The following is a 25,693-nucleotide window of genomic DNA, read 5'->3' as shown; positions in this document are numbered from 1 at the left end:
CCATGACAGACGGCAACAAACCACTTGAGGGCAAGCTCGCGCTTGTCACCGGCGCAAGCAAAGGAATAGGCGCTGCAACTGCAAGAACGCTTGCTTCCCAGGGGGCTCACGTGGTGCTGGTCGCTCGCGACGTCAAAGCGCTCGAAGCGGTAGAAGACGAAATTCACGCGGAAGGCGGTACTTCCACCATCGCCCCGCTCGATCTGACCGAGCCCGAATCGATAGCGCGTCTGGCCCAGGCAGTTTCAAGCCGATGGGATGTGCTCGATATCATGGTGCTATCTGCCGCCTATCTGCCAACTTTGACGCCCGTCACGCAGATCGATCCGAAGCAGTTTAATCAGGCGTTGAATCTCAATGTCTTGGCGACGCAGGCCTTGTTGTCCGCGTTCGACCCCATGCTCAAACGTTCAGAGGCGGCCCGCATTATCGGGCTCACAAGCAGCGTGGGCGCCGGCCCCCGAGCCTATTGGAGCGCATATGGCGCATCCAAGGCTGCCTTTGATAATATTCTTAGCTCTTACGGGCAAGAAGTTGAAAAGATTGCTAATATCCGCGTTGCGATTGTCGATCCCGGTGCCACGCGCACCAGCATGCGTGCCAAGGCCTATCCCGGTGAAGATCCCGAAACGGTAAAGCAGCCTGACGTCGTGGCGACCCGTATTGCCGAGCTAGTCCAGGAAGGTTTTGAGACCGGTCATCGCGAGCGCGTTGACGGCTAAATCGTACGCCTGTTACCGCGCAATACCATTCGGTTAAATCGCCGCTAACCACTTCCCTATACAAATGGGAAACCGCGCTCGGTCAACGTGTGTGAAGCTTAAGGCCATGTTCGCAAGATCAGCGAGCACCGGTTCGAGAGCAAGATACGCTAGAACTCAAGGAATTCGGGCATGCATACAACGCAAGACCGCTACGAAATCGCCGCGCAGGAAGATCGCTGCGCTCCACGCACGAAGCTGACCAGCCAATGCTATCGCTGCGCGCATCGGGTGGCTGCGCCTTCCCAAGCGTGGTGCACGACCTGTCCATCTCCGGCTTCTCCGCCGCCGCGATCAACCGGATGCATGAAGGCCAGGTTTGCTGGCTGACGCTGCCCGGCCTGGAATCGCTCCAGGCGCAGGTTGTATGGTGGGAAAACTGCATTGTCGGCTGCGCCTTCACCGAACTGCTCAGCCCGATCGTGCATGACAACATCATTCAGCGTTACGCGCAGATGGGCGCTTACCGCAGCGTTTAATCATACTGCGGGCCGCAGCTAAGATCGCCGTTGCTGAGTTATTCAGCTGCGGCGATTTTTTGCACCAACTGATACCATTCGCCTCGTGCATTACTGGTAGCTGTGGGCCAATTGCTGACCACCGCAACCACAAGGCCCTGCTCCGGTATGATCGTAATCGATTGACCGAATATGCCCTGGGCACCGTACCCGCCATCGTAGACCCACCATTGATAGCCATAGCCGAACCCCGGGCGTTCGAAGTCCACTTTACTATCCCCTGCATCGCCAAACCAGCCATCAGGAACGACGCCCTTACCGCCTTCCAGAGCAAATTGCCCCATGCGGGCATAATCAGCCAAGCGGATCGACAAGCAGCAGCCACCGATGCTGCCGCCGCGCGGGTCGCTCATCCAGAACATATCGGCTTCAAACCCTGCCGGGATGACGATCTTCTGCTTGGCGTAGGCAGCTAGCGGAAGACCTACAGCATTCTCTACCACCAGACCGATAAGATTGGTCTCGCCGGTCTTGTAGACCCATTTCTCACCTGGTGGCGCTTCGCGCGGTAGGTCCTTCATCTGCGCGACCATCGCGTCTTCGCCATATTCCAGCACAAAGCTCGCCATCTTGGCCACGTCGCTGTCAGGATCGGTATAGTCTTCGTTCCACGCGACGCCTGACGTCATTGTCGCAAGCTGCTCGACTGTCACATCATCATAGGCCGAGCCCGCAAGTTCAGGGATGTACTTGGTCACAGGGTCCTGCAAACTGCCAATGAAGCCATCCCGAATTGCTGCACCCAGCAGCGTCGAGGTGAAGCTCTTTGCAACAGAGAAACTGGTCCAGCGCTGTTCGGGGCCAAAGCCAAGGCGATAACTTTCAAAGCGTTTCTGCCCGTTCTGCAGCACCATGACCCCTGCGGCATTGGTCGCATCCATCACGCCGCGGATTTCAGCTGCCAGCGCATCTTCTAGCGGCGCACCATCGGGCAATGGGCGCGGTTCCAGAGCGCCCTTTACTTCGTGACCTTCGAACCAATTCTCCATATCGCGAAAACGCGCGCTGCGTTGTTCATCGCTCCAGAAAAGAACCTGCAGGTCAGCCGGATCGCGTTCTGGCGGGGTGACAAACGTAACCGGGTTTTCCTGCACCGCCGCGGTTTCGACCGGGCCATTATAGCCCGCTACACATCCTGTAAGTGCCAGCGCCATTGCCGCACTGCTGAGCCAAATCCGCATTATTCTCTCCTGTCTTCCGTTGCGGCACACCCTATGGAGAGCAATCCGCGGGAGCAAGCCTAGCTTTGCGCTTTCATGTCGCGATAGGCCGCCAGCGCGCGCTCGCGCCCTTCCTTATGCGCGATAATCTTCGCAGGGTAGGACGAAGGGCGCACGCCATGCTCTTCGGGATCATGTATGTAAGGCTCGCTTAAGTCTGCCAGTTCGGGCACGTACTCGCGGATATAGCCCGCCGCATCGAACTTCTCCGACTGGCTGAGCGGTGCCATGATCCGCACGAACATATTGCTGTCTACGCCTGTGCCCGCGACCCATTGCCAGTTCGCGCCATTGCTAGCGTAATCCGCATCGACCAGCGTATCCCAGAACCATTGCTCGCCCACGCGCCAGTCGATCAGCAGATGTTTGATCAGTAAGCTCGCAGCGATCATCCGCACACGGTTGTGCATCCAGCCCGTCTGCCACAATTGCCGCATGCCTGCATCGACGATCGGATAGCCGGTGCGCCCCTGCTGCCACGCTTTCAGATCGCGCGCGGCCGCTTCATCTGTCTCCGGATCGCGCCAGACGATGTTGTCAAAGTCCGTGCGGTAATTGTCGAGCGCATAGCCCGGAAACTGGCAGATCGCATTCTGCGCATAATCGCGCCAGATCAGCTCTTTCTCATAGGTCTTCCAACTCTTGGATCGCTTGTGTTTCAATGCATGCCAGACCTGCACCGGGCTGATCTCTCCGAAGTGGAGGTAGGGCGAGAGCTGGCTGGTCTTGTCCACACTCGGCAAATTGCGCGCATCGTCATAGTCGTCCGCGTGGTCTTCCCACCATTCGAGCCGTTCTTGCGCTGCCTTCTCGCCCACTTCCCAGAAGTCACGCATGCCGCTTGCCCAATCGGGATTGGTGGGCAGCAGGTTCCAGCTCTTCAGCGTATCGCTCGCGGGCCAGTTTTCGGGCGATGACAGCGTTTCGGGCTCTGGCAACAGATCACGTGGCGGCAGCATCTCCAGCGTCGCCTTCGCAAACGGCGTGTAGATCTTGTACGGCGTGCCGGAGCCTGTCGTCACAGCGCCGGGTGGCAGCAGGTAATTGGCGTCGTAGAGCTGGAGGTCGAGCCGCTCTTTCAACTCACCCTGCGCCTTGCGCCACCACGGTTCGTAGTGCCTGTTGGCGTGGATCGTTTCTGCGCCCGTCTCCTCAGCGATCTTGATGAGTTCCTCCACCGCATCGCCGCACCGCAGGATGATCTTCGCGTGGCGCTGGGCGAAGCTGTTAGCCAAGCTTTCTAGCGAATGATGCAGCCACCAGCGGCTTGCGCCGCCGTATTTGTGCAATCCGGCGCGTTCGTCATCGAGTACATAGACCGCGATCACCGGGCCTGCTTGCGCCGCGTGATAGAGCGCGGGATTGTCCGCCATGCGCAGATCGCGCCGTAGCCAAAGGATTTGGGGTTTAGTCATTCTCTTTCTTTCCCCTCTCCCCATGTGGGGAGAGGATAGCGAAGCTTGCTCCGAGTGGAGTTAGCGGAGCCTGGAGAGGGGAGAACGGTCTGGGCTGGCCCCTCCCCCAACCCCTCCCCTGAAGGTTAGGGGGCTTTGAATGGCAACGAAACTAGCCGCCTGAGTGTTCCTGATTCAATGGTTCACACTTTACATCGGGCAGCGCGACCGAGAAACGGTCCCGCACAAGCGGGTCGTAGAACCGCGCATCGCGCAGCAGCACCGAGCCGTCTTCAGCCCGTTCGGCAAACGGCGCACGGGTCCAGAAGAGGAAGGCGTCGAGTTCCGAATTGCTCGCTGTCTGAGAGACAGCGGCATCGAAGTCGCAGATATGCTCAGAAAGCAATCTTCCGCGATGCGAGATCGACTGAGGATGGTGTGCGACCAACCAATTGTGCTTATGCTTAAAGGTCGGAGCCAGAATCTCGCGTTGCCAGAACCAAAGCGGAACAGGAGATGCGATAGCTTCTTGGGATCTAACAAAAACCATTTCACCAGCTGTCGAGCGTGCAAATTCACTGATCACCCCATTCACCCCGACATACGTCAGGCTCACAGCTATCGCCACGCGAGCCGGCTTCATCCAATCGCCGCCTGCCTTCTCCCGCCACAGCGAGAACCATGTCGCGAAGCCCATCAGCGCCCATAGCCACACATCGATGATGAACAGCGTGTCGCCGAAGAACCACTGGCTCGAAAACGGTTCGAGGAACCGCACACCATAAACATTGAGCCAATCGAGCGCCGGATGAGTCAGGCAACCGATAAAGGATAGCGCGTAAAGCCATCCGAAATGCACGCGCAATCGCCCTTCAGGCCGAGCTCCGCGCTTCGCTTGCCAGCGGTCATAACCCCACAGCAGCCCCGCGAGGATCAGCGGCAACAGCACCATCGCGGGCGGGCCATGCGTAATCCCGCGGCGGAAACCGAGGTGTTCCTGCCCCTCCAACCAGAAGAAGCACGCCGCATCGACATCGGGCAGGTTCGCCCCGATGATCAGCGCGGGCATAGCGAGCCCGGTCTTCTTCTTAAGCCCTGCCTGCCCCAGCAGCGCACCAACCAGCGAGTGGGTCAGATTATCCAAGCCAATTCTCCGCTCTTAGCCCCTGCTCAAACCCTACAGCATGGAACACATGGAACACTGTCCTAGGCGCAAAAAACTCTCGGTGGAAATCCGACAAATTCAATAGCTTCCCGAAAATGGCTGATAAAGAGCGCATTCCACCTGATAGGGTGAAAGACACTACGTAGGAAACTCTAGTCGGTCGTGTGACCTTCCTTGTCATCCACCGTCCAGGTCTGGCCCGAGCCCAGCAGCTTGGCGAGGTTCGCCTGCTTGCCTACAGTCGCCCGTGCGCGCTCATCGGCCACGGCAGCTTCGAATGTCGGGCGCGGATCGTCATAGAGCACGCCGAGCGCCATCGGGAACGGTCCAAATGGCATTTCAATCAGCATGTGCGCAACGCTGCGGTTGGTTGCATCATGCACCAGCACGCCCGCCTCCTCCCAATTTTCCTCCGTCGCATCGACCACCTTGAGCTCCAACGCATCGCGATCCAGCGCGATGCCCTTTTCAAAGCCTGTCTTGGGATCGCCGAACAGCATCGGCTTGCCATGTTCCAGCCACAGCTGGCGATCACCCGCCCCTTTGGGCGCGGCGAAATCGTCAAACACATCCTTGTTGTAAACGATGCAATTCTGGAAAATCTCGATGAAGGCCGCGCCCTGGTGCGCATGCGCTGCTTTCAGTACATCGGGCAGGTTCTTGGACACATCGAAACCGCGCCCGATAAAGCGCGCACCCGCGCCTAATGCAAAGGCGCAAGGATTGGCTGGGCGATCATAGGAACCGATTGGCGTGGACGGGCTGCGCGTGCCAACGCGGCTGGTGGGGGATGCCTGCCCCTTGGTCAGGCCGTATATCTCGTTATTGAACAGCATGATCTGCATGTTCACATTGCGGCGCAGGACATGCAGCATGTGATTGCCGCCGATGGAAAGTCCATCACCGTCGCCCGTCACCAGCCAAACATCCAAATCGGGATTGGCAAGCTTCACGCCCGTCGCAATCGCCGGCGCACGGCCGTGGATGGTGTGGAAGCCGTAAGTTTCCATGTAATAGGGGAAGCGGCTGGAGCAGCCGATCCCGCTGATGAAGCAGGTGTTGGACGGGTTCGCACCCAGCTGTGGCAGCGTGCGCTGCACCGCCTTCAGGATCGCATAGTCCCCGCAGCCGGGGCACCAGCGGACTTCCTGATCGGTTTCCCAATCCTTGAGCGTGGTCTCGATCTTGGTCATCTCGTTCATGCCAAGGCCTCCTCAATCGCGGCTTCGAGTTCGTGGATGTAGAATGGCTGCCCGCTGGTCTTGTTGAGCGGTTTCGCATCGACCAGATATTGATCGCGCAGAACAGTCTTGAACTGGCCGGTGTTCATTTCGGGCACCAGCACCTTGTCATAACTCTTCAGCAGATCGCCCAAGTTTGCGGGCAATGGCCAGACGTGACGCACATGGATGTGGCTGACATCGTGCCCCTTGGCGCGCATGCGGCCGACCGCCTGATGGATCGGGCCATAGGTACTGCCCCAGCCCACCACGGCCAGCTTGCCACCTTCGCCGCCGAGGCAAACCTCCTGATCGGGGACTTCGATACCAAGCACCTTTTGTTGGCGTGCGTCAGTCATCGCCTGGTGGTTTTCGGGCGAGTAATCGATGTGGCCGGTATCAACCGCTTTCTCGATCCCGCCGATGCGGTGCATCAGATCGGGCGTGCCCGGCTTGATCCAGGGGCGTGCGCCATTTTCGTCGCGCTTGTAAGGCAACAAAGTGGCGTCGCCATTCTCGTTGGCAGGCCCGTTCTTCGCATCGAGGAACTTTGCCGGAAACGGCGTGAAGCTCGCCGGGTCTGGCACCAGCCATGGCTCCGCAGCATTGGCGATATAGCCATCGGTCAGCAACATGACCGGCGTCATATATTGGGTGGCAATACGGCAAGCCTCGATGGCGCATTCAAACGCATCTCCCGGGCTGCTGGCTGATACGACCGGGATCGGCGCGTCACCATTGCGGCCATAAATCGCTTGGTAGAGGTCACTCTGCTCAGTCTTGGTTGGCAGACCTGTTGACGGTCCGCCGCGCTGCGAATTTACGATTACCAGCGGCAGCTCGGTCATGATTGCAAGCCCCATGGCTTCGCCTTTCAGCGCGATGCCCGGGCCAGAAGAGCTGGTGACGCCCAGCGATCCGGCATAGCTTGCGCCAATGGCTGCGCAGATCGCGGCGATCTCGTCTTCCGCCTGGAAAGTGGTGACGTTGTATTCCTTCAGCCGCGCCAGATGGTGCAGGATCGCGGATGCCGGCGTAATCGGATAGCCGCCGAAGAACATCGGCAGTTCCGCCAATTGCGCGCCCGCGACCAGCCCGAGCGAGATCGACTCCGCACCGGTGATGGTACGGTAAAGTCCCGGCGCGCTCGGTGTGGCAGGCACATTCAGCTGTTTGAGCGGGCCGGAAAGTTCCGCCGTTTCGCCATAGGCGTGCCCTGCATCAAGCGCGGCGATATTGGCGCCTGCGATGTCCGGCTTACTCTTGAACTTGGCGCGCAGCCATTCCCGGATCGGTTCGCGATCACGGTCAAACATCCACAGCGCGAGGCCCAGCGTCCACATATTCTTGGACCGCAGTGCGTCCTTGTTGCCAAGGCCAAATTCCTTGACCGCTTCGATCGTCAAAGCGCTGATATCGAATGCCAGCACGTCATATTTGGCCAGACTGCCATCATCGATCGGGCTTTGGTCGTATTTCGCCTTGTCGAGATTACGCTTCGTGAACTCACCCGTGTCTGCGATGATCAACCCGCCGGGTTTGAGCGCTGACAGATTTACCTTGAGCGCAGCAGGGTTCATCGCAACCAGCACATCGGGCGCGTCACCCGCGGTGTTGATCTCCCGACTGCCGAAGTTGATCTGAAAAGCCGAGACACCGAACAACGTTCCCTGCGGCGCACGGATTTCCGCTGGAAAGTCCGGGAACGTCGCCAAATCATTGCCCGCCAGCGCGGTGGATAAGGTGAACTGCCCGCCCGTCAGCTGCATCCCGTCGCCGCTATCACCCGCAAACCGGACCACCACGGCGTCAGGCTGTTGAGAATCTGAATTCGGCTTTTCAACGGCTTGCTTTGCCATCTGCGTTCCTTGTCACGCGCCGCAAGATCCGGCGCAGTCCCTATTGAAGCGGGCAAGTATTCTCCGCCCTCTCCTCTCGCAATGAAGTTTTTCTCCTATGTGCACAAGTGTTGAGTGGAAAAGCGCGTTTGTCCCCTCTAACCTGACAAAAAGCACAGCAAGAAAGAGCATTGAATGGCCGCAGAGACACCTTTTATCCGCCCCGATGTGAAAGCTTTCCTCGATGGACTTGCGGCTATGGGCGGTGTTCCAATTGCTGAAATGACGCTTGAGGAAGCGCGCGCAAGCTATGTGGCGCTGCATGGAATGGCGGATGCGCCGCCACGCGATCTGGCGGTCATCAAGGATCTGAGTTACCCCGGTACAGACAATCCCTCGGGCGGCGAAATCGGATTGCGACTGTATGATGCTCGCGACACCAGAGAGCCTGGCCCCGTCATCGTATTCTACCACGGCGGCGGCTTTGTCATTGGCGATCTGGATACACACCACAACGTTTGCACTGAAATTGCGCACCATATGGATTTGCCAGTGGTGGCGGTCGATTATCGCCGCGCTCCCGAACATCCCTTCCCCGCGGCGATTGACGATTGCGAGGCAGCCACGCGCTGGATTGCGACTTCGCCTGAGGCATTAGGGCGCAAGGCAACCGGCCTGATCCCGATCGGTGACAGCGCGGGCGGCAATGCGACCATCGTGGTGAGCCAGCAACTGGCGGCCAAGCCAGCAGACGTTCCCGTTGTGCTGCAAGTGCCGATCTTCCCGCTCGCCAGCGATGCAATGGGCTCAGCCAGTCTGGAGGAGTTCGCAGAGGGCTTCGTTTTGACAAAGGGTGCGGTCGAATTTTTCGATGCCGCTTATGCGCCTGACCGCAATGATCCGCGCGCGATACCGATACTGGGCGACCACAGCACAGCACCGCCAACAGTCCTTGTCACAGCCAGCCTCGATCCGATCCGCGATTCAGGTCGCGACTATGGCGCGGCGTTGAGCGCGGCCGGGATCGATCATGTCCATCTGGAAGTGCGCGGCGGCACGCATAGCTTTACCAATCTGCGGCAGGCCGTGCCAAGCTATCAGCATGAAACGGAGCGCATGTTTGCGGCAATGAAACTGATGCTCGGAGCCTTTGCATGAGCGCGGCCGCTTACCGGCTGTGCGCCGGATTCATGCTCACAAACAAGCATGGCCAAGTATTCGTCGGGCAGCGGATCGACTCGCAGCATCTGGGCGCATGGCAGATGCCGCAGGGCGGGATCGACCCGGGCGAAGATACAAGGGAAGCGGCGCTGCGCGAGCTTCATGAAGAGACCGGGATCGGCACACATCTGGTGGATATCATTGCGCAAACGCGTGAGCCCTTGCGCTATGATTTGCCCGATGAACTGATCGGAAAACTATGGGGCGGGAAGTATCGCGGGCAGGAACAACATTGGTTCCTGGGCCGGTTTTCCGGCTCGGACGATGATGTCAATCTGGAGGCGCATGACCCGCCCGAGTTTGCTGAATGGCAATGGGTTGAGCCGACGCAATTGCCGGATCTGATCGTACCGTTCAAACGCGATGTCTATCGCGCCTTAGTGCGAGAGTTCGGCGATCTGATCTAATTTGCAAAGCGAAATGCAATCCGCTCCCGATTGTCCTTGGCGCGTGCTGACTTGAACGAATCCAACGCCTCAATCCGCCCAAACCATGCATTGATGTTGGGATAGCCGCCTTCGAACGCGCCTTTATCGCGCGCCGCATACATCGGATAGGCCAGCGTGATGTCAGCAGCGGTCAAATTGTCTCCGCCAAAGTATGGCTGGGCACCAAGGTCCTTTTCCATCTCACCCAGCAGCGCCTGCATGCGCGGGTTCAGAAACATCTTTCGAACCTGACCGAACACAGCCTTCAAAAGCGAGCTGATCGGCCAAGGCGAACGCATTTCCAGCAATCCGAGCACCATCTCTATACTCTGCAGCGGCATGAGTGACCCGGGTGAGGAATGGTACCAGAACAGGTGCCTTACGCGATCCTTATGGCCAGGTTTCGGGTTCAACTTGCTGTCTGGATAGGAATCCAGAATGTAGTCTATGATCGCATTGCTCTCTGCAAGGACCACCTCACCGTCAGTGATCACCGGAGCTGTGCCAAGCGGGGACAGAGCCTTGTAATCATCCGGGGCGAGATTGGTCTCCGGATTGCGGTTGTAGGATTTTAGCTCGTACTCTGCACTCAATGCCTCGAGCAGCCAGAGAATCCGGAAGCTTTGCGAATATTCAAGATGGTGGAGTGTCAGCATCCTTGATCTTTCTGTCTAATTGCTCAAAGGGGCCGCCCCGGCATCTTCCGCCGCCAACGAGGCCGACGGGCCGGCATTGATAGCCATCCTTAGACCAACTGTTTCGGGGCAATTCACGCCACACAGGCTCTGAAGAACTGCCAGATTACGCCGCGCCTTCGCCAGCGCGCCCTTTTGGGCAAGCGCTTGTCCTTCTCCTGCCAGCGCTCCGAAATGTCGCGGGTCACCTTCCAGAACCCGGCGATAGTAATCGATCGATTTACCCGTCAGACCTTGCGCCCGTGTCGCATCGGCCAACGCGACGAAAGCCTCGTCGAAGCCCGGATCGAGTGCCAACGCGGCCTCAAACGCGTCGATTGCGCCGTCGGTGTCGCCGCGCGACAACGCCAGCTGACCTTCCTGCACCATCATCATCGCGCGGGGATCTGGCGGCGGCTTGCTCAAACTGCCAACGCTGTTTGACAATGCAAAAACCAGAAAGAGCGCCGCAAAAGCAGGACCCAACCGGGCAGCTCGCGAGAATTTGTTGCGCAGTTCTGGGACTGAAACGACAGTCATGATGCCTTACTGGCTATCACCCGGCGCGCAGCATGGCGACAAAAAAGCCATCAGTGCCGTCATGAGCAGGAGAAAGACGAACACCCGCCCCATGCGCGCGACCCAGCGGCAGTGCGATGTCGATCGGTTTGAGCTTTGGATGCCGCTCCAGCGCCGCAGCGATCCGATCCTTCCCTTCGACATCCAGCAAAGAGCATGTGACAAAACCGATCCGGCCGCCCGGTTTCACCATCGCGGCTGCGATATCAATCAGCCGGTCCTGCAGAAAAGTGAGCCTGGTTAATTCACCCTCGTCCAGGCGCCAGCGTGCTTCTGGATTGCGTCGCCATGTGCCAGTCCCCGAACACGGCGCATCCACCAACACGGCATCGGCAACACCGCGCCACTCAGCCAGCATTTCCAATTCGCGATCAGGATTGAGCAACAGAGTTTCGATCAGACCAGCCCCTGCCCGTTCCGCACGCGGAGCAAGCCGTGACAATCGACCGCGATTGGTATCACATGCCAGCAAGCGGCCCTGGTTTTGCATGGCCGATGCTAGCGCGAGCGATTTTCCCCCTGCCCCGGCGCACAGATCGACCACGGTCTCGCCTGGTCTGGCCGAAAACGCCTCACACACCAGCTGGCTGCCGTGGTCCTGCACTTCGATCCGACCATCGCGATAGGCCGGCCATTGCTCGACCGAAGTACCGGTTGAAAAACGCAGAGCCTGCGATGCCGCGAGCGGCTCGCCGGTCTCGGGAAGTTCTATGCCTGAGCGGTCTGCCTTGAGCGTGTTCACGCGAATGTCGAGCGGCGCGCGATCGAGCAGCGCGGCGGCCTCGTTTTGATCGATCCCGGACGCGGTAAGAGCTTGTGTCAGCCAATCGGGCGCCACACCGTCTGGTGCTGGCTTCTCTTCATCGCCAATCGCCGCCGCTCCGTGTGCCGAGCCATCAAACAATGCTGCGATCGTGTCGTCTTGCTCTGCCAGACGCAACATCGCTGCCCGTCCGCTAACGGGAATGGGCCCGCAAGCCCGCACTGCTGCATAAACCAGCTCGCGCACGGCGCGGCGATCCTTCGATCCGGCATAGCGACGCTGCTTGAAATAGTTTGCAATCAAGCGGTCTGCGGGCGCACCTTTGCTTTTCGCCGCATCGATGATTTGATCGAGCAGCTCGATTGCCGCTTGCACACGTGCCGCGGGGGTCATCGTATGGCTCTAACGTGTCGGATAGTTCGGCGCTTCGCGGGTGATCGCGACATCGTGGACATGGCTTTCGGAAAGTCCGGCACCGGTGATCCGCACAAATTTCGCGCGTTTCTGCAAGTCTTCGATCGTTGCAGAGCCGGTGTAGCCCATCGCAGCTTTCACGCCGCCAACCAGCTGGTGAATCACATCTGCGGCCGGGCCTTTGAACGGCACCTGGCCTTCAATGCCCTCTGGCACCAGCTTCATCGCGGAGACATCCGCCTGGAAATAGCGATCCGCGCTGCCGCGTGCCATTGCCCCCACGCTGCCCATGCCGCGATAGGCCTTGTAGCTGCGCCCTTGGTACAGGAAGGTTTCGCCGGGACTTTCAGCGGTTCCTGCCAGCATAGAACCGACCATCACCGTCGAAGCGCCTGCCGCCAGAGCCTTGGCTGCATCGCCCGAAGTGCGCAGTCCGCCATCGGCGATCACTGGGATGCCTGACTTGGCCGCTTCTGCCGCGCTTTCTATAACCGCGGTCAATTGAGGCACACCGACACCGGCAACCACGCGGGTCGTACAGATCGAGCCGGGGCCAATGCCAACCTTCACTGCGTCTGCACCCGCGTCGACCAGCGCACGAGTGGCCTCTGCAGTGGCGACATTGCCTGCAATAACCTGGACCGAGTTCGAAAGTTTCTTGGCGCGTTCAACAGCGCGCGCGACATCCTTGTTATGGCCATGAGCGGTGTCGATCACCACCACGTCCACTTCCGCGTCGATCAAAGCTTCAGTGCGTTCAAAGCCCTTGTCACCAACCGTAGTTGCCGCTGCCACACGCAGGCGGCCCGCTGTATCCTTGGTTGCGCGCGGATAATTGACAGCTTTCTCGATGTCTTTGACTGTAATCAGGCCCACGCAATGCCCGTCATCATCGACAACAAGCAGTTTTTCGATCCGGCGTTGATGTAGCAGCCGGCGGGCTTCTTCTTGTCCGGTCCCGAGCGGTACAGTCGCCAGATTTTCCGTTGTCATCAATTCGCGCACAGGCTGCATGGGGTTTTCGGCAAAGCGCACGTCGCGATTCGTCAGAATACCGACCAGCTTGCTTGAAGCATCCGTGACCGGAATCCCGCTGATACGGTGCAGATCCATCAATGCCTGTGCATCACCCAGCGTGGCATCCGGTGTGATCGTAATCGGGTTGACGACCATGCCGCTCTCGAAACGTTTTACCGTGCGGACAGCAGCGCATTGCTCTGCAATATCGAGATTGCGATGCAACACACCAATCCCGCCAAGCTGCGCCATGACAATTGCCATGTCAGCTTCGGTAACCGTGTCCATCGCGGAAGATATCACCGGAATGTTGAGCGAGATATCACGGGTCAGCTTCGTCGCGGTGTTCGCCATTGATGGCAAGATATCGCTTTCGGCCGGGCGCAAGAGCACGTCGTCAAAGGTCAAGCCGAGGGGAATATCCATATGCGCCACTTTCGTCATCTGCAGATTCGTGGCGGCCCATGTAACCGCACCTCGTGCAAATCGCTAGTGGTAGGAGCGGCCTTTTTTGCCCCCGAGGCATCTACGGGAAAAGCTACACCTAGGGATACACCGCGCTATCGGCCACCCGGCGGATCAGCAACTCGTGCAACAGAAGGTCATCCACCGCTCCGCCTAGCTCGATATCGCCGGGGTTATCGGATGCCTGATGATAGTCCCCCGAAAGAAACTCGGTCAGTTTCTCCTCTGAACCGAATGCATTGGACAATAGCACTGACGGCACGTCACGCTGCAGCAACGCCCAGCCGTCCTGACGCTGCAAGAACGGCTCTGACAGCTCACGTGGCGCTAACTCACGTCCTATATCGTTGATTGCTTCCTTTATGATCGCATCAAGCGGCGTTCGCCCTTCGCCGATAAAGCCGACCGGGCTACCTCTGGGCGAAATCGCCACGGTGTCGAAATTGAATGCCGCGACGATATTTTCGAGCGGCAGCGGCGGTTGATCTGCAAAGGCTTGCGCACCCAACAAGCCCCACTCCTCTGCCGTCGTCCCAAGGATGTAGAGATCGCGCTCCATCGGTTCGCCAGCTGCCAGACGCTTGCCAAGCTCCATCATCAGGCCAATCCCGCTGGCATTGTCGACCGCGCCATTGCACAGCCGGTCCTCAGCACCTTCCGGTCCACATTCGCCGAAATGGTCCCAATGGCCCAGAAGCAACACCGCTCCGGCATCAGGGTTTGTCCCGGGAAGCTTGGCGAGGAAGTTGCGCGATGGCACTTCACGCCTGTCTGTACGTATGTCGAGGGTCAATTTGGCGCTCAGCGGTATCGGCACAAAGTCATTGGCACCCTTGCTCGCATCGGCCAATTCCAGCAGTTCAGCCCATCTCGTTTCACCCAGAACGTTTGCAAGAACTTCCCGGGCCATAAAGACAGAAACATTTTCGTCCGCTTGCGATGCGAGGGCTAGCCTATCTCGCATCTGGAATTGGCGGATTTGCGCGGTGCTTTCTGCCGACTCCACTACTGTCACAACTGCAACCGGGCCTTTCTCTTGCAGCGCAGCCCGGCGTGCCGGGCTTTTTCCCGGATCGCTTAACATGATCACGACACGCTCGCTCACAACCGCCTCGTCAACGTCACCATCGGCATAACCCACGAACAACGTGTCCGCGTCTTCCATCAAGGCTCGGCGCGCTTCCGTAGCAGCGGCAATCGCTTCGGGATCGACTGGAATCACACGCCTTCCGATCTTGAACTGCGCGAGGGCGCTTTCGCCTTTGATATTGGCCAACAAGACTGGTGCATTCCATGGATTGGCCGGGTCATTCGTGCCTGAAACAAAGCCAGCCGGCTCTAGCACCGACCGCATGTAATCAAGCGTTTTCGTCTCGCCAATTGTGCCGGGTCTGCGACCTGCAAACTCATCGCTGGCCAGAACGCTGATATGCTGATCGATCCTGTTTTCGAGCGAGGTGAACTCTGAATCCGAAACTTTGAGGCCAGTGCTTGCGCAAGCCGATAAAGTCAATGCGATTGCGAAGGCAGCTAAAGTTCGTCTCTCGATCATTATGGCCCCCAAAGCCTCAAATCCGTTATTCAGCGGTCCAGCCGCCATCGATGCTCCAGTTCGCACCGGTTACATTGCCCGCCTCTTCACGGCAAAGGAACACCGCCAGCGCGCCAATCTCATGCGGTTGCACAAATTTCTTGGTCGGTTGCTTGGCCAGCAACACATCATTGATCACTTCTTCGCGGCTAAGCCCGCGCGCTTTCATCGTATCTGGGATCTGCCCTTCGATCAGCGGTGTCCATACATAACCAGGCGAAATGCAGTTGGCAGTCACGCCGGTCTGCGCAAGCTCCAACGCGATAGTCTTGGTGAAACCGTCCACGCCGTGTTTCGACGCATTATATGCGCTTTTGAACGGTGACGCCGTTTTGGAATGCGCAGAGGCCGTGTTGATGATCCGTCCCCAACCCTTTGCCCTCATGCCAAGCACCGCGTGCCGCGTAGTGTGGAACACCGCGCTAAGGTTGAGCCCTATGATCGCGTCCCACTTGTCTTGCGGGAATTCTTCGACCGGCGAGACGTGCTGCATTCCGGCATTATTGACAAGGATGTCGATTTCACCCGCGTCCGCCATCATTGCCTCGATATCGGACGGGTCGAGCAGATTGGCGGCCGAATGCGTCGCACCCATTTCATCGCATAGTGACGCAATCTCGGACCTGTCACCGAAACCATTCAGGATCACTTCTGCGCCTTCGCTGCTCAAGGCCCGCGCAATCGCAAGCCCGATTCCCGAGGTGGATCCGGTTACCAGAGCGCGTTTTCCCTGAAGGAACATCAGTTTCCCCTGTTGCACGATACGATTCGGACTACAGCTTTTGGCGTAACGCGCGCGCCTGTCCAGCGTTAAAACCACCAAAAAAAGGGGCAATTCGGCGAATCGGAGGGATTGAGGATGAAGCTGCGCAGGTTCGACACATCAAAGATTTCAGCTGGCACAGATGGCGGGAACAGGAGGCGATTTTGCGCGGCTTTATGTCATCGCGCATGAATATGGTCACCATATCCAGAACCTGACCGGCCTCGCGGCGCAAGTTCGCAGCGCGCAGCAGCAGAACCCGCGGCGTTCAAACGAGCTGCAGGTTCGCATGGAATTGCAGGCGGATTGCTATGCTGGTGTGTGGGCAGGCAAGAACCGCCAGCTGATCGAGCGCGGCGATCTGGAAGAAGGGATGCGCGCGGCCAGCTCGATCGGGGATGATACGCTGCAACGCAATGCCGGTCAGCGGATCAATCCCGAAGGTTTCACGCATGGAACAAGTGCAGAGCGCATGGACGCTTTGCGCGCGGGGCTAGAGAGTGCGGACGATTCTGTCTGCGACCGCTACTTCCAGTTCGACTGATCGGGTAGTCAAACGGGAAAGGGCGGGAGCAATTGACACCCCCGCCCCATTCTTTCCGATTCAGCCGCGCGAATCAGGCGTAGCCAGTCACTTCGCCGTCGTTGCTACCACCATCGCTCCAGTCGATATCGCGGGTCGTGTACATCACCCCTGCCAGTGCAAAGAACAGGATCACTGAACCGATCACTAGCGATAGGCCTTCGAGGTTCAGCAGTACGTAGAGCATGACATACAGGCCCACGAGCAAGCCACCGATCATGCTCGCGCGGCGCCAGCTTTTCAGCACCGCAGCGCTATAGCTGGTGAGCAATCCGATAATCGCACCACTGGCGACAATGTATGCCCAAGCGAACCCGATCATCTCTGCAAATGCCAGCAGCATAACGAAGAAAAGGATCAGGCCAGCGCCACTCAGAAGATATTCTGCGCTCGCAACTTTCGCGCCGCCAATAATGTCAAACATCAGGAAGGCCAGAAATGTGAAGCCGATGAACAGGAAGCCATACTTCACGGAACGGTCAACCAGGCTGTAGAGATCAACCGGCTCGACCAATCGGATCGTCGCCATTTTGCTGGCACCATTGTCACTTGCAACCTCGACCGGTGATTGCTCGAACTGTGCCGGGCCGAAGTCATTTTGCGATACCATCGGTTGCCCCAGGGCCAGATTGGAGATGGACCAGCTAGCGGAGAAACCCTCGTCACTGATCTGCGCGGCATCGGCATCAGGCAGAAAGCTGCCAACGAAGCTCGGGTGCGCCCAGCTTGAAGTGACGGTCCATTCAGTCGACTGACCGCGCGGTACAAAGCCGAAGCTGCGGCTGCCGCGCAGGCTGTAGGACCATTGCAGGTCAAGTGTCTCACCACCCGTCCAATCGAGCATAGCATGTACACCTGTCCCACCGCTTGAGGCTGGCCCGCGCCCTGGGTGCAGCTCCATTGCGTCTCCGTTTACAACCAGCCGCGCATCAGTTTGCAAACCGCGGGGATCGCTCATTCCGAAACGCAACTCAGCTTCATCAAGCAACAGGTCCTGACGATCGATGCCAAGCCCGGTCAGATCATCGGGCAATTCGAAACGTGCCGAACCGTTGATTGAAGCGCGATACAGAACCGAACGATAGATCGCGCGCTCCTTCACCTGCGGGTCAATCTGCGCTTCAACGCTTTGCTGTTCCGGAGAGAGAAAGAGATTGTGCCGCTCGCGCACGGTACGGCGCATGCTTCGGCCTTCGACAATCTCCGTTGTGATGTGATCTTTCCTGTAGGGTAGCATCAGCACCGGGCCGGAAACGGCCTGTGCGCCGGCCCAACCTGCAGCTATCGAATCCTGCGCTTCCCGCGCCTGATGCTGGCGATCACTGACCAATCCGTAGACAAACAATAGCGGTATGATCAGCGCGCCACCTATCAGCGCGACAATCAGTAGTTTCATTCCCGGGGAGCGGTTCTTCAGCACAGTTTATCCTCCTTATTCTTGCGATGAACCGTGCTTTGTGAACGATGAAATGAATGTGTTGTGAATGCCCAAAAGCAGCTCAAACAAAAAAGAGCGGGAGTGGCCGTACACCCCCGCTCTTCATTCATCACACCGCTTAAACAGTATGATGGGTCTAGCTCATGCGAATCAGCGGCTTTCCCAGGCTGCGATCTTCTCATCCAATGCCGCGATCACTTCCTTGAGCATATCCTCTGGCATTTCGGGGTTGCTTGCGAGCGCTTTGCGAGCCTCTTTCAGTCCGGACAGTGCGCTGGCCATGATTTCACTTTTGCAAATCACAGTCACTTCCTCACCGTCCTGCATCAGCTTCTTGCCCTTGCCTCCGGTGTCGCAGTTGACTTCAACAACGGTGAAGTTGCCTTCACCATTCTCTAGCTCTGCGAACGCCATGCTCTGTTCTGCGAATGCTTCCCTCAGAGCAACATCCGCTTCTTCTAATCCTTCGCGAACTTCGATCAGGATTTCGCGCTTTTCCTCTTCGGTAAGCCCTTCACCTTCGCGCTGGACCCGCACGATGCGGTGCTTCTTTACTTCGCGATGCACCTCGTGGTCGTCATGCTGGCCATCGACATGCACCGCCTTGCGGATGACATATCGGCGTTCAACGCCGTCTTCGTCTTTCTCAACCCATACGTTCTCTTCAACTTCAGGAGCCTCGGGCGCTTCGGGCGCAGCGGGCGGCGCAGGAGGTGCCGGAACGGCTGTACCTGGTGTCGGGGGTGTTGGAGGTGCTGGCGGTGCCGGCACATCGGCAAACACATCGTCAAAGCTCGTGCTGTCAGCATAGGTGACAGTCGCGGTTAGCGGCAAGGCAACCAAGGCAGCAGCCAATAGGCCGCGTCCAGCCATGCGGCGCTTAGTTGATTGATTGTTCATTTTAAGGCTCCTCAAACGGTGAATTATCGATTTGTCCCCGAGCACCGGGCACGTCATCGGCGCAGCAAGCGCGACATTGGGTCCGGCAGCAAAACTGGCGATCACTTGCGCATAGGTCGCGCGGTCTTCCTTCGCGCGCTTCGCAATCACGCGCGCGTCACAGGCCGCTTCCTGGTCACGCCGCAGCGCGAGCCAGCCAAGATAGCCAAGTGGATTAAACCAATGCAGCGCGAACAGGGGCTGCACAGCCATGTTAATTGCAAGATCGTGCCCTTTGTGGTGTGCCAACTCATGTGCCAGCGCCAGATCTCGGGCATCACGATACCAAGTGGCCATGAAACCTTCGGGCAGCGCCACAACTTTGTCGATTACGCCGAAGGCAAGGGGCGCGCTGGTCAAAGGGGTTTCGATCAGGCGCACCTTGCCGGCCTGGCCGACGTCGCGTCCTTCGGCCAGAAGCTCCTGCCGCATCCGGCTATACGCCCGGAAGCGCAGGAAAAGGAATGTCGCAGCACCCGCCAGCCAAATGGCCAGCACGAATTCTGAAAGATTGAACGGCAGCAAGGGCTGGCTGAGAGTTACGTCTGACCCTGGAAAAGGAATAGCGTTGCGCTCAGCGACAAGCGCAAAGACATCAAGTGGCTCAACCTCAGTCGCAAGCGCAGTTGCTGGCTCCGACGGCGCCATCCATGCGGGCAAGGTCAGTGGGGGGAGAACCAACCTTATCAGCGGCAGAGCCCACAGTGCATAGGCCGCTTGGGGGCCGAAATGCCGTGCCACAGGGCGACGAATGAGCAGGACCAGCGCAATCAATGCCGCGGTCCAAATGAATGTATCGGTTAGCCAGTCCATCATCGTTTCAGCTCCTTCAACAGGGCTTCGATTTCCGTCAGATCATCTTCTGTAAGCGCTTCCTGATCGGCCAGATGCGCCACCAGTGAGGCGGCACGACCTCCGAACAGCCGGTCGACCAGCCTTTTGCTTTCGGTTCCGATATAGTCCGAGCGTTCGATCAGCGGCGTATAGAGATAGCGCCTGCCGTCTGGACTGGCAGAAATGGCGTGCTTCTGGACCAGTCGCCCGAGCAGCGTTTTGACTGTGGCCAGGCTCCAGCCGCGATTCTGTGCCAGCGCATCCGATACATCAGCGGCGGTTGCCGGGTTTCTATCCCACAGCACCTCCATAACGGCGTGCTCGGCCTCGCTAATGCGTTCGGGTTTTGCGTTACTGCCCTGTCCCATTTGCTTCCTCCGATAGACGCTCGATCAGTCCGGTTACGAATTGACGATTACGTCTGTAGTCATTTCGACTACGGCTGTAAACACGAAGCGTGGATTAACGGCGAATTACAGGGGTTGAAACTCTGCGAGCGACCGACCACGATGGATGAATGACTTGGAAGTTAGCACTCCCACTCGCATTCGGCGTTGCGGCAACGGCCGCTGTTATGCACGCCCCCTCCTTCGCGGAAACAGGCACAGTGATGCCCGAGACCTTGCCGGTTTCGCTTGACCCCAATGATGCCGACAACGTCAAACTCGGTGAGCTGATCTATCGTGGCGGTCTGGAAATCGAAGCCGGCGAACTGGAAATCGGCGGGATATCGGGCCTGGAATGGCACGACGGACATTTGGTTGGCGTGATGGATGACGGGCGCTGGTTGACCATCGAAACAGACGAGATCCGCGGCACACTCGTCGATTTGATCGAGATCGAAGTCGGCGCACTGAATGACGAGCGTGGAAAGCCCCTGCGCGGGAAAGCCGACAGCGATGCCGAAGCGATAACCCGCTCTAGCGATGGTGGCTGGCTGGTATCGTTTGAACAGGATCACCGAGTTTGGCGCTATGCCAGCTTGGCGGGGCCAGCGGAACCTGCCGCCCATGATGCCGTCACGCATGTTGCCAATGCGCCATCAAACAGCGGTCTGGAAACGCTGGCAGTAACGTCGAACGGCTACCTTGCGTGCGGCGAATGGGCGGGCGAAGCGCAGCCAAACTGTGTGCTGAAAGACAATGTTGGTCTAGTCAATTTCGAGCTCGAGCCCCCAGCTCCGCTGGACACGCGCGGAGGTGTCCCGACCGATGCCGATTGCGCGAGCAATGGTGTGTGTTTCGTACTCTTCCGCAGCTGGTCTCGGGAACTCGGAAATTCGGCTGCAATCATCGCAATGGGTCCGGACGGACTGGATGAGACACTCGCCGTCTGGGACACGTCGCTTTCGATCGACAATTTCGAAGGGATCGCGGTGCGCGAAGAAGGCGAAGAGACCTTTCTCTACATCGTATCAGACAACAATTTCTCCAGCGATCAGCGGACCTTGCTGATGAAATTTCAGGTCAGTCAGCGCGCCGCGACTGCTCCGGGCGTCCCGCCAAAGGTCTATGCAACCGAACTGGTCGTGCTGGAAACTTCCATGGGTGACATCACGGTCTCGCTCGAGACTGAACGCGCACCGATTACTGCCGCCAACTTCCTGCGCTATGTCGATGAAGATCGATACGACAACACCAAATGCTATCGCGCGATGCGGGTGACAGGCGGCCAGGAGCAGAGCGGCTTCCTGCAATGTGGAACACAAAACGATCCGCGACGGATACTTGACGGCATTACTCACGAACCGACCAATGAAACCGGGCTCAGCCACACCGATGGCGCACTGTCGATGGCGCGGTTTGAACCGGGCAGCGCGACAGGTGACTTCTCGATCATGATCCGCGATCAACGCGGGCTGGATGCCTATCCGGAATCTGATGACCCCGGTCGCCGCCCCGGCTTTGCCGTGTTTGGCTATGTAGTGGGCGGGATGGATGTCGTTCACGCAATTCACGCTACGCCCACCGATCCGGACAAAGGCGAAGGCTTCCTCAAAGGCCAGATGCTTGCGAAGCCAATTGAGATCGTAAATGTGCGGCGCGTTGACGCGGCAGAATAGTTTTATTCGCCCATAGCCGGCTTGCCAGTGGGCGCTGTCGCGACCCGCGGCATGCTCGCTTCGATTGCGCTGAGCCAGCTCATCGCCCCATTGCCGATCCGCGCCTGCGGCAAGCTGGCGGGCAACCGCATGCGTGATTCCCAATCCGCTATCGAAAGCACAGCTTCGCGGTGCGCCATCAGTAGCGTTTGCGGCTTTCGCATTGCGCGGTTGACCAGCGCGTCTCCGAAAAACGTCCAGTCATTGTCTGGCTGACAGCCAAAAGACGTGCGATTGTCAGCCGACGCGGTGATGATCGCGGTGTTCTCGCCTGCGAGTTTTGGCACGAAAACTCCGGAGTAGCATGCCGAGAGCAGCAGCAAGCGTTTCTCGATTCCTAGCTCTGCGAAGGTGTCTTTCAGCAGTTTGGGCGATAGCACGCCATAGCCGCTATCTTCGTAGTGATAGGCCAGACCTTGTGGCAGTCCGTGGCTGGTAGAATAGAGCACCAGCACGTCTTCAGCCGGGTCCATCTTTTCAGCGATGCTGGCGAGCGCGATCAAAAGCGAGCGGATCGAACCGCGCGGCAGGCCATCATCTTCACCGTCAGGCCCGGCGAGAACCAGCGTCCGGTCCTGGGCGTTGTAGCGATGCTTCAATACCTCACCGACTTCGCGCGCCTCGCGAGCGAATACCGGATCGCTGTCGAGCGCGATCGCGACGACATATGCATCGACCTGCCCCGCCCGCTGCGGCGCAATTGCTGCGAGAGCGCTGTCCAGCCTTCGGCGCTGCTCGAGCAGATCGAGCGCGGAAAGATTGCGGTTAAGCTCTGGCCCTTGTTCCAGGCTCTGCTGCATGTCTTGTGGCGTGGAGCCCGAGCCGAGGCTGGGCCACCGCGCGCTATGAGTGGAGGCGTTGTCTTCTGATGTGGACGCTTCTTGTGCCAGCGCCGGTGCTGTGATCGCCACCGCTGCTGCCAAACCAATTGAGAAAAAAGCGCCCCTCTTCATAGCCGGGAAGGTGCAGCGAGAACAGCGTTCAGGTCAAGACCTGATGCCTAGCGCTTTTGACGAAGACGCTGCAAATCTGTCGCCATTTGCGACGCTCTGAAGCCTCTGCCTTCGAGTAACCGTTTCCAGTCCGCCGCATGGTCAAAGTGCTGCAACTGGCGATGATAGTAGTTCACATACTCCAGCATCGCGAGCGAGGCAGCGATACTGGCCGTGATCCGGTCGCCCAGAGACAAGGCAAATTCACCTGTGATCCAGCTCGCCAGACAAAGTGCGCACACAATCGCACTGGCGATGGCGAACGGCCATTGCAAAGAGCGCGCCCATGGCAAAAGAATCGCCAATGGTTGGTTTTGGCCTTGAAGAAGCCGAAGCTTCGCGCGCCAGTATAGCCCGCCAAGCAGCAGCAAACCGCACATAGGCACCATTGAAGTCCAGCTCAGCCAACCCAACGGATACTCGAGGAAATAGGCCACCCACACCATGCAGACGGGAAGAAGCCAGACATTGCCCAGCTCCATCTTCCGATAGCCGTCCAGGCGTTTTGTCAGTGCGGGTTTGGAAGTCAAAGGCGCCCTCCCAACGCGCTTCTGAAGTCTAGTACACCCGCTTCTTCGGCTTGATGTACTCGGCGTCATCCGTCAGCGTATATTCGTGCACCGGACGGTAGTCGATCTTCACCGCGCCACCGTTTCCGCCCCAGCCTTCGAACCAGGCAATCGTGTGCTTCATCCAGTTCGCATCGTCACGATCGGGGAAGTCCTCATGAGCGTGAGCACCGCGGCTTTCCTTGCGGTTTTCAGCGGACGCCATGGTAACATTCGCCTGCGCCATCAGATTGTCGAGCTCAAGCGTCTCGATCAAATCGCTGTTCCAGATCAGCGAGCGGTCAAACACCTTGATATCTTCCATCCGCTTATTAACGGATTTCAGCGCATCGACACCTTCGGACAATAGCTTGCTGTCGCGGAACACCGCCGCGTGCTTTTGCATCGCCTTCTGCATTTCGCTGCGAACTTCGGCGGTCGGTGAACCACCATCCGCATCGCGGAAGTGATCAAGCCGCGTCAGTGACATTTCCGCGCTGTCCGCCGGCAGTTCGTCCTGTTTGCCGTTGGCCGTGATATTGTCTTTCAGGTGCAAGCCGGTTGCGCGTCCGAACACCACCAGGTCGATCAACGAGTTGGAACCGAGGCGGTTCGCGCCGTGTACGGATACACAGGCCGCTTCGCCTACGGCATAAAGCCCCGGCACAACATGATCCGGATCGCCATCAGGACCGAGTGTCACAACCTGCCCGTGATAATTACAGGGGATGCCGCCCATATTGTAATGCACCGTAGGCGTTACGGGCAGCGGTTCTCGGGTCAGGTCAACGCCAGCAAAAATCTTGCCGCTTTCGGTGATCCCCGGCAGCCGCTCACCCAGTACCTTGGGATCAATGTGATCCAGATGCAGGTAGATGTGGTCGCCATCGGGGCCTACGCCGCGACCTTCGCGCATTTCGAGCGCCATCGAACGGCTGACAACGTCGCGCGATGCAAGGTCCTTTGCACTTGGAGCGTAACGCTCCATGAAGCGCTCGCCTTCGCTGTTGGTGAGGTAACCGCCCTCGCCGCGCGCGCCCTCTGTGATCAGCACGCCCGCGCCGTAAATACCGGTCGGGTGGAACTGGACAAACTCCATATCCTGCAGCGGCAAGCCGGCGCGGAGCACCATGCCCCCTCCATCGCCAGTGCAGGTGTGCGCAGACGTCGCGGTGAAATAGCAGCGGCCATAACCGCCGGTTGCCAGCACTACGGATTGCGCGCGGAAACGATGGATCGTGCCATCATCGAGGCACATTGCGGTCACCCCGACGCATTTCCGATCAGCGCCCTGGCCCGCCATAATCAGGTCAAGCGCGAAATATTCGATGAAGAAGTCCGCATCATACTTCAGGCTCTGCTGATACAGCGCGTGAAGCATGGCGTGGCCGGTACGGTCAGCCGCGGCACAAGTGCGCTGCACCGGCGGGCCTTCACCCATATTCTGCATGTGGCCGCCAAACGGGCGCTGGTAAATCGTGCCATCTTCGTTGCGGCTGAAGGGCACGCCTGCATGCTCCAGCTCGTAAACCGCTGCTGGCGCTTCACGAGCGAGATATTCAATCGCGTCCTGATCACCCAGCCAGTCCGCCCCCTTCACCGTGTCATACATATGCCATGACCAGTGATCGGGCGTGTTGTTGCCCAGCGAAGCGGCGATTCCGCCCTGGGCCGCCACAGTGTGACTGCGGGTCGGGAACACCTTGGTGATGTTGGCGGTTCGCAAGCCCGCTTCGGCAGCGCCCATGGTCGCGCGCAGGCCAGAGCCGCCTGCTCCCACAACAACAACGTCATAGGTGTGATCGATAATCTTGTAAGCTGAGGTGTCGGCCATCAGGCGGCTCCTCCAAAGGCAAGGCTGGCAACAGAGAAAATGGCGAAGGCACCGCCGCCAATGACGGCGAGGTTTAGCGCGGCGAGCGCAGCGAATTTGGTGCCGGAGTTGTGGAGATAATCTTCGATCAGAACTTGCAGGCCAAGGCGCGCGTGCCAGAACGTGCTGATAACGAGCAAGATCATGGCCGTAGCGGATACTGGCTGAGCCAGCCATTTGCTGACCGTTGCGTAGCTCAGATCAGGCAAACCGATAATGCTGGCGATCAGCCAGATGCTGAGCACCAGATTGCCGATGGCGGTAAAGCGTTGCACCAGCCAGTGATGCGCGCCGTGATGCGCCGAGCCCAGACCGCGCACGCGCTTGATAGGAGTATCGTGAGCCATTTCTAGC

General features: G+C 58.6%; 23 protein-coding genes and 1 pseudogene. 6 read left to right on the top strand and 18 right to left on the bottom strand.

Going from position 1 to position 25,693, the window contains the following annotated elements:
- Positions 1–2: 2 nt before the first annotated feature.
- The gene (locus QQX03_RS07015) at positions 3–722 is read left to right on the top strand and encodes an SDR family NAD(P)-dependent oxidoreductase (RefSeq protein ID WP_285975048.1); all 720 of its coding nucleotides are present in this window, start codon (positions 3–5) and stop codon (positions 720–722) included.
- A gap of 248 nt (positions 723–970) precedes the next feature.
- A complete protein-coding gene (locus QQX03_RS07010; RefSeq protein ID WP_349665830.1) occupies positions 971–1,240 on the top strand; it encodes a PilZ domain-containing protein in 270 nt (89 codons plus the stop codon).
- A 38-nt stretch (positions 1,241–1,278) separates the two neighbouring features.
- On the opposite strand, the gene QQX03_RS07005 is transcribed toward QQX03_RS07010, so the two are convergent.
- From QQX03_RS07005 to QQX03_RS06985, 5 genes are all read right to left on the bottom strand, one after another.
- A complete protein-coding gene (locus QQX03_RS07005; RefSeq protein WP_285975047.1) occupies positions 1,279–2,460 on the bottom strand; it encodes a serine hydrolase domain-containing protein in 1,182 nt (393 codons plus the stop codon).
- Between the two features lie 59 nt (positions 2,461–2,519).
- Positions 2,520–3,914 carry a cryptochrome/photolyase family protein gene (locus QQX03_RS07000; RefSeq protein ID WP_285975046.1) on the bottom strand — a complete coding sequence of 465 codons (1,395 nt, stop codon included), beginning with the start codon at positions 3,912–3,914 and terminating at the stop codon, positions 2,520–2,522.
- A gap of 151 nt (positions 3,915–4,065) precedes the next feature.
- Positions 4,066–5,037 carry a metal-dependent hydrolase gene (locus QQX03_RS06995; RefSeq protein WP_285975045.1) on the bottom strand — a complete coding sequence of 324 codons (972 nt, stop codon included), beginning with the start codon at positions 5,035–5,037 and terminating at the stop codon, positions 4,066–4,068.
- A 173-nt stretch (positions 5,038–5,210) separates the two neighbouring features.
- Entirely contained in the window at positions 5,211–6,260 is a 1,050-nt protein-coding gene (locus tag QQX03_RS06990) for a 2-oxoacid:ferredoxin oxidoreductase subunit beta (RefSeq protein WP_285975044.1), read from the bottom strand.
- Positions 6,257–8,137: a 2-oxoacid:acceptor oxidoreductase subunit alpha gene (locus QQX03_RS06985; RefSeq protein WP_285975043.1), complete on the bottom strand. Its 1,881-nt coding sequence runs from the start codon at positions 8,135–8,137 to the stop codon at positions 6,257–6,259. Before QQX03_RS06985 ends, QQX03_RS06990 begins: the two co-directional genes overlap by 4 nt.
- A gap of 174 nt (positions 8,138–8,311) precedes the next feature.
- Between QQX03_RS06985 and QQX03_RS06980 the strand changes: the two genes are divergently transcribed.
- Together QQX03_RS06980 and QQX03_RS06975 are read left to right on the top strand one after the other, a co-directional pair.
- Positions 8,312–9,274, top strand: a complete 963-nt coding sequence (locus tag QQX03_RS06980) for an alpha/beta hydrolase (RefSeq protein WP_285975042.1) — start codon at positions 8,312–8,314, stop codon at positions 9,272–9,274.
- Positions 9,271–9,744 (top strand): RNA pyrophosphohydrolase, encoded by a 474-nt coding sequence (locus QQX03_RS06975; protein ID WP_285975041.1) that lies wholly within the window; start codon positions 9,271–9,273, stop codon positions 9,742–9,744. The genes QQX03_RS06980 and QQX03_RS06975 overlap by 4 nt, the downstream gene beginning before the upstream one ends.
- On the opposite strand, the gene QQX03_RS06970 is transcribed toward QQX03_RS06975, so the two are convergent.
- The 6 genes from QQX03_RS06970 to QQX03_RS06945 form a co-directional block, all read right to left on the bottom strand.
- Positions 9,741–10,421, bottom strand: a complete 681-nt coding sequence (locus QQX03_RS06970; protein WP_285975040.1) for a glutathione S-transferase family protein — start codon at positions 10,419–10,421, stop codon at positions 9,741–9,743. The genes QQX03_RS06975 and QQX03_RS06970 overlap by 4 nt on opposite strands.
- A 15-nt stretch (positions 10,422–10,436) precedes the next feature.
- Positions 10,437–10,979, bottom strand: coding sequence for a tetratricopeptide repeat protein (locus QQX03_RS06965; RefSeq protein ID WP_285975039.1), 543 nt, complete (start codon positions 10,977–10,979; stop codon positions 10,437–10,439).
- Positions 10,980–10,995: 16 nt separating this feature from the next.
- On the bottom strand, positions 10,996–12,174 hold the full coding sequence (locus QQX03_RS06960; protein WP_285975038.1) for an RsmB/NOP family class I SAM-dependent RNA methyltransferase: 1,179 nt from the start codon (positions 12,172–12,174) through the stop codon (positions 10,996–10,998).
- A 9-nt stretch (positions 12,175–12,183) separates the two neighbouring features.
- A complete protein-coding gene (guaB, locus tag QQX03_RS06955; protein ID WP_285975037.1) occupies positions 12,184–13,638 on the bottom strand; it encodes an IMP dehydrogenase in 1,455 nt (484 codons plus the stop codon).
- 118 nt (positions 13,639–13,756) lie between these two features.
- Positions 13,757–15,229: a M28 family peptidase gene (locus tag QQX03_RS06950; RefSeq protein ID WP_285975036.1), complete on the bottom strand. Its 1,473-nt coding sequence runs from the start codon at positions 15,227–15,229 to the stop codon at positions 13,757–13,759.
- Between the two features lie 25 nt (positions 15,230–15,254).
- Complete coding sequence (locus QQX03_RS06945; protein ID WP_285975035.1) at positions 15,255–16,010, bottom strand: 3-hydroxybutyrate dehydrogenase; 756 nt, start codon at positions 16,008–16,010, stop codon at positions 15,255–15,257.
- Positions 16,011–16,161: 151 nt separating this feature from the next.
- Here QQX03_RS06945 and QQX03_RS06940 point away from each other — a divergent pair.
- A pseudogene (locus QQX03_RS06940) lies at positions 16,162–16,575 on the top strand (neutral zinc metallopeptidase); the annotation flags it as partial.
- A gap of 73 nt (positions 16,576–16,648) precedes the next feature.
- On the opposite strand, the gene creD reads toward QQX03_RS06940, so the two are convergent.
- The 3 genes from creD to QQX03_RS06925 all read right to left on the bottom strand — a co-directional run bounded on the left by creD (position 16,649) and on the right by QQX03_RS06925 (position 20,193).
- Positions 16,649–18,010 carry a cell envelope integrity protein CreD gene (gene creD, locus QQX03_RS06935; protein WP_285975034.1) on the bottom strand — a complete coding sequence of 454 codons (1,362 nt, stop codon included), beginning with the start codon at positions 18,008–18,010 and terminating at the stop codon, positions 16,649–16,651.
- A gap of 192 nt (positions 18,011–18,202) precedes the next feature.
- Entirely contained in the window at positions 18,203–19,807 is a 1,605-nt protein-coding gene (locus QQX03_RS06930; protein ID WP_285975033.1) for a M56 family metallopeptidase, read from the bottom strand.
- The gene (locus QQX03_RS06925) at positions 19,804–20,193 is read right to left on the bottom strand and encodes a BlaI/MecI/CopY family transcriptional regulator (RefSeq protein ID WP_285975032.1); all 390 of its coding nucleotides are present in this window, start codon (positions 20,191–20,193) and stop codon (positions 19,804–19,806) included. The genes QQX03_RS06930 and QQX03_RS06925 overlap by 4 nt, the downstream gene beginning before the upstream one ends.
- Before the next feature lie 149 nt (positions 20,194–20,342).
- Between QQX03_RS06925 and QQX03_RS06920 the strand changes: the two genes are divergently transcribed.
- Positions 20,343–21,887 (top strand): esterase-like activity of phytase family protein, encoded by a 1,545-nt coding sequence (locus QQX03_RS06920; RefSeq protein WP_285975031.1) that lies wholly within the window; start codon positions 20,343–20,345, stop codon positions 21,885–21,887.
- A gap of 2 nt (positions 21,888–21,889) precedes the next feature.
- Here the strand turns inward: QQX03_RS06920 and QQX03_RS06915 are convergent, their stop codons facing one another.
- Genes QQX03_RS06915 through sdhD form a run of 4 tightly spaced genes read right to left on the bottom strand, consistent with a single transcriptional unit; the run spans position 21,890 to position 25,686 of the window.
- Entirely contained in the window at positions 21,890–22,879 is a 990-nt protein-coding gene (locus QQX03_RS06915; RefSeq protein ID WP_285975030.1) for a C13 family peptidase, read from the bottom strand.
- Between the two features lie 47 nt (positions 22,880–22,926).
- The gene (locus QQX03_RS06910; protein WP_285975029.1) at positions 22,927–23,448 is read right to left on the bottom strand and encodes a hypothetical protein; all 522 of its coding nucleotides are present in this window, start codon (positions 23,446–23,448) and stop codon (positions 22,927–22,929) included.
- A gap of 28 nt (positions 23,449–23,476) precedes the next feature.
- Positions 23,477–25,300, bottom strand: a complete 1,824-nt coding sequence (sdhA, locus tag QQX03_RS06905; protein WP_285975028.1) for a succinate dehydrogenase flavoprotein subunit — start codon at positions 25,298–25,300, stop codon at positions 23,477–23,479.
- Complete coding sequence (gene sdhD, locus QQX03_RS06900; RefSeq protein ID WP_285975027.1) at positions 25,300–25,686, bottom strand: succinate dehydrogenase, hydrophobic membrane anchor protein; 387 nt, start codon at positions 25,684–25,686, stop codon at positions 25,300–25,302. Before sdhD ends, sdhA begins: the two co-directional genes overlap by 1 nt.
- Positions 25,687–25,693: the final 7 nt, after the last annotated feature.

Source organism: Altererythrobacter rubellus (assembly GCF_030284385.1).
GTDB classification, from domain to species: domain Bacteria; phylum Pseudomonadota; class Alphaproteobacteria; order Sphingomonadales; family Sphingomonadaceae; genus Erythrobacter; species Erythrobacter rubellus.
Note: the sequence above shows the minus strand (reverse complement) of the source record. Positions and strands in the feature narration are given on the sequence as shown.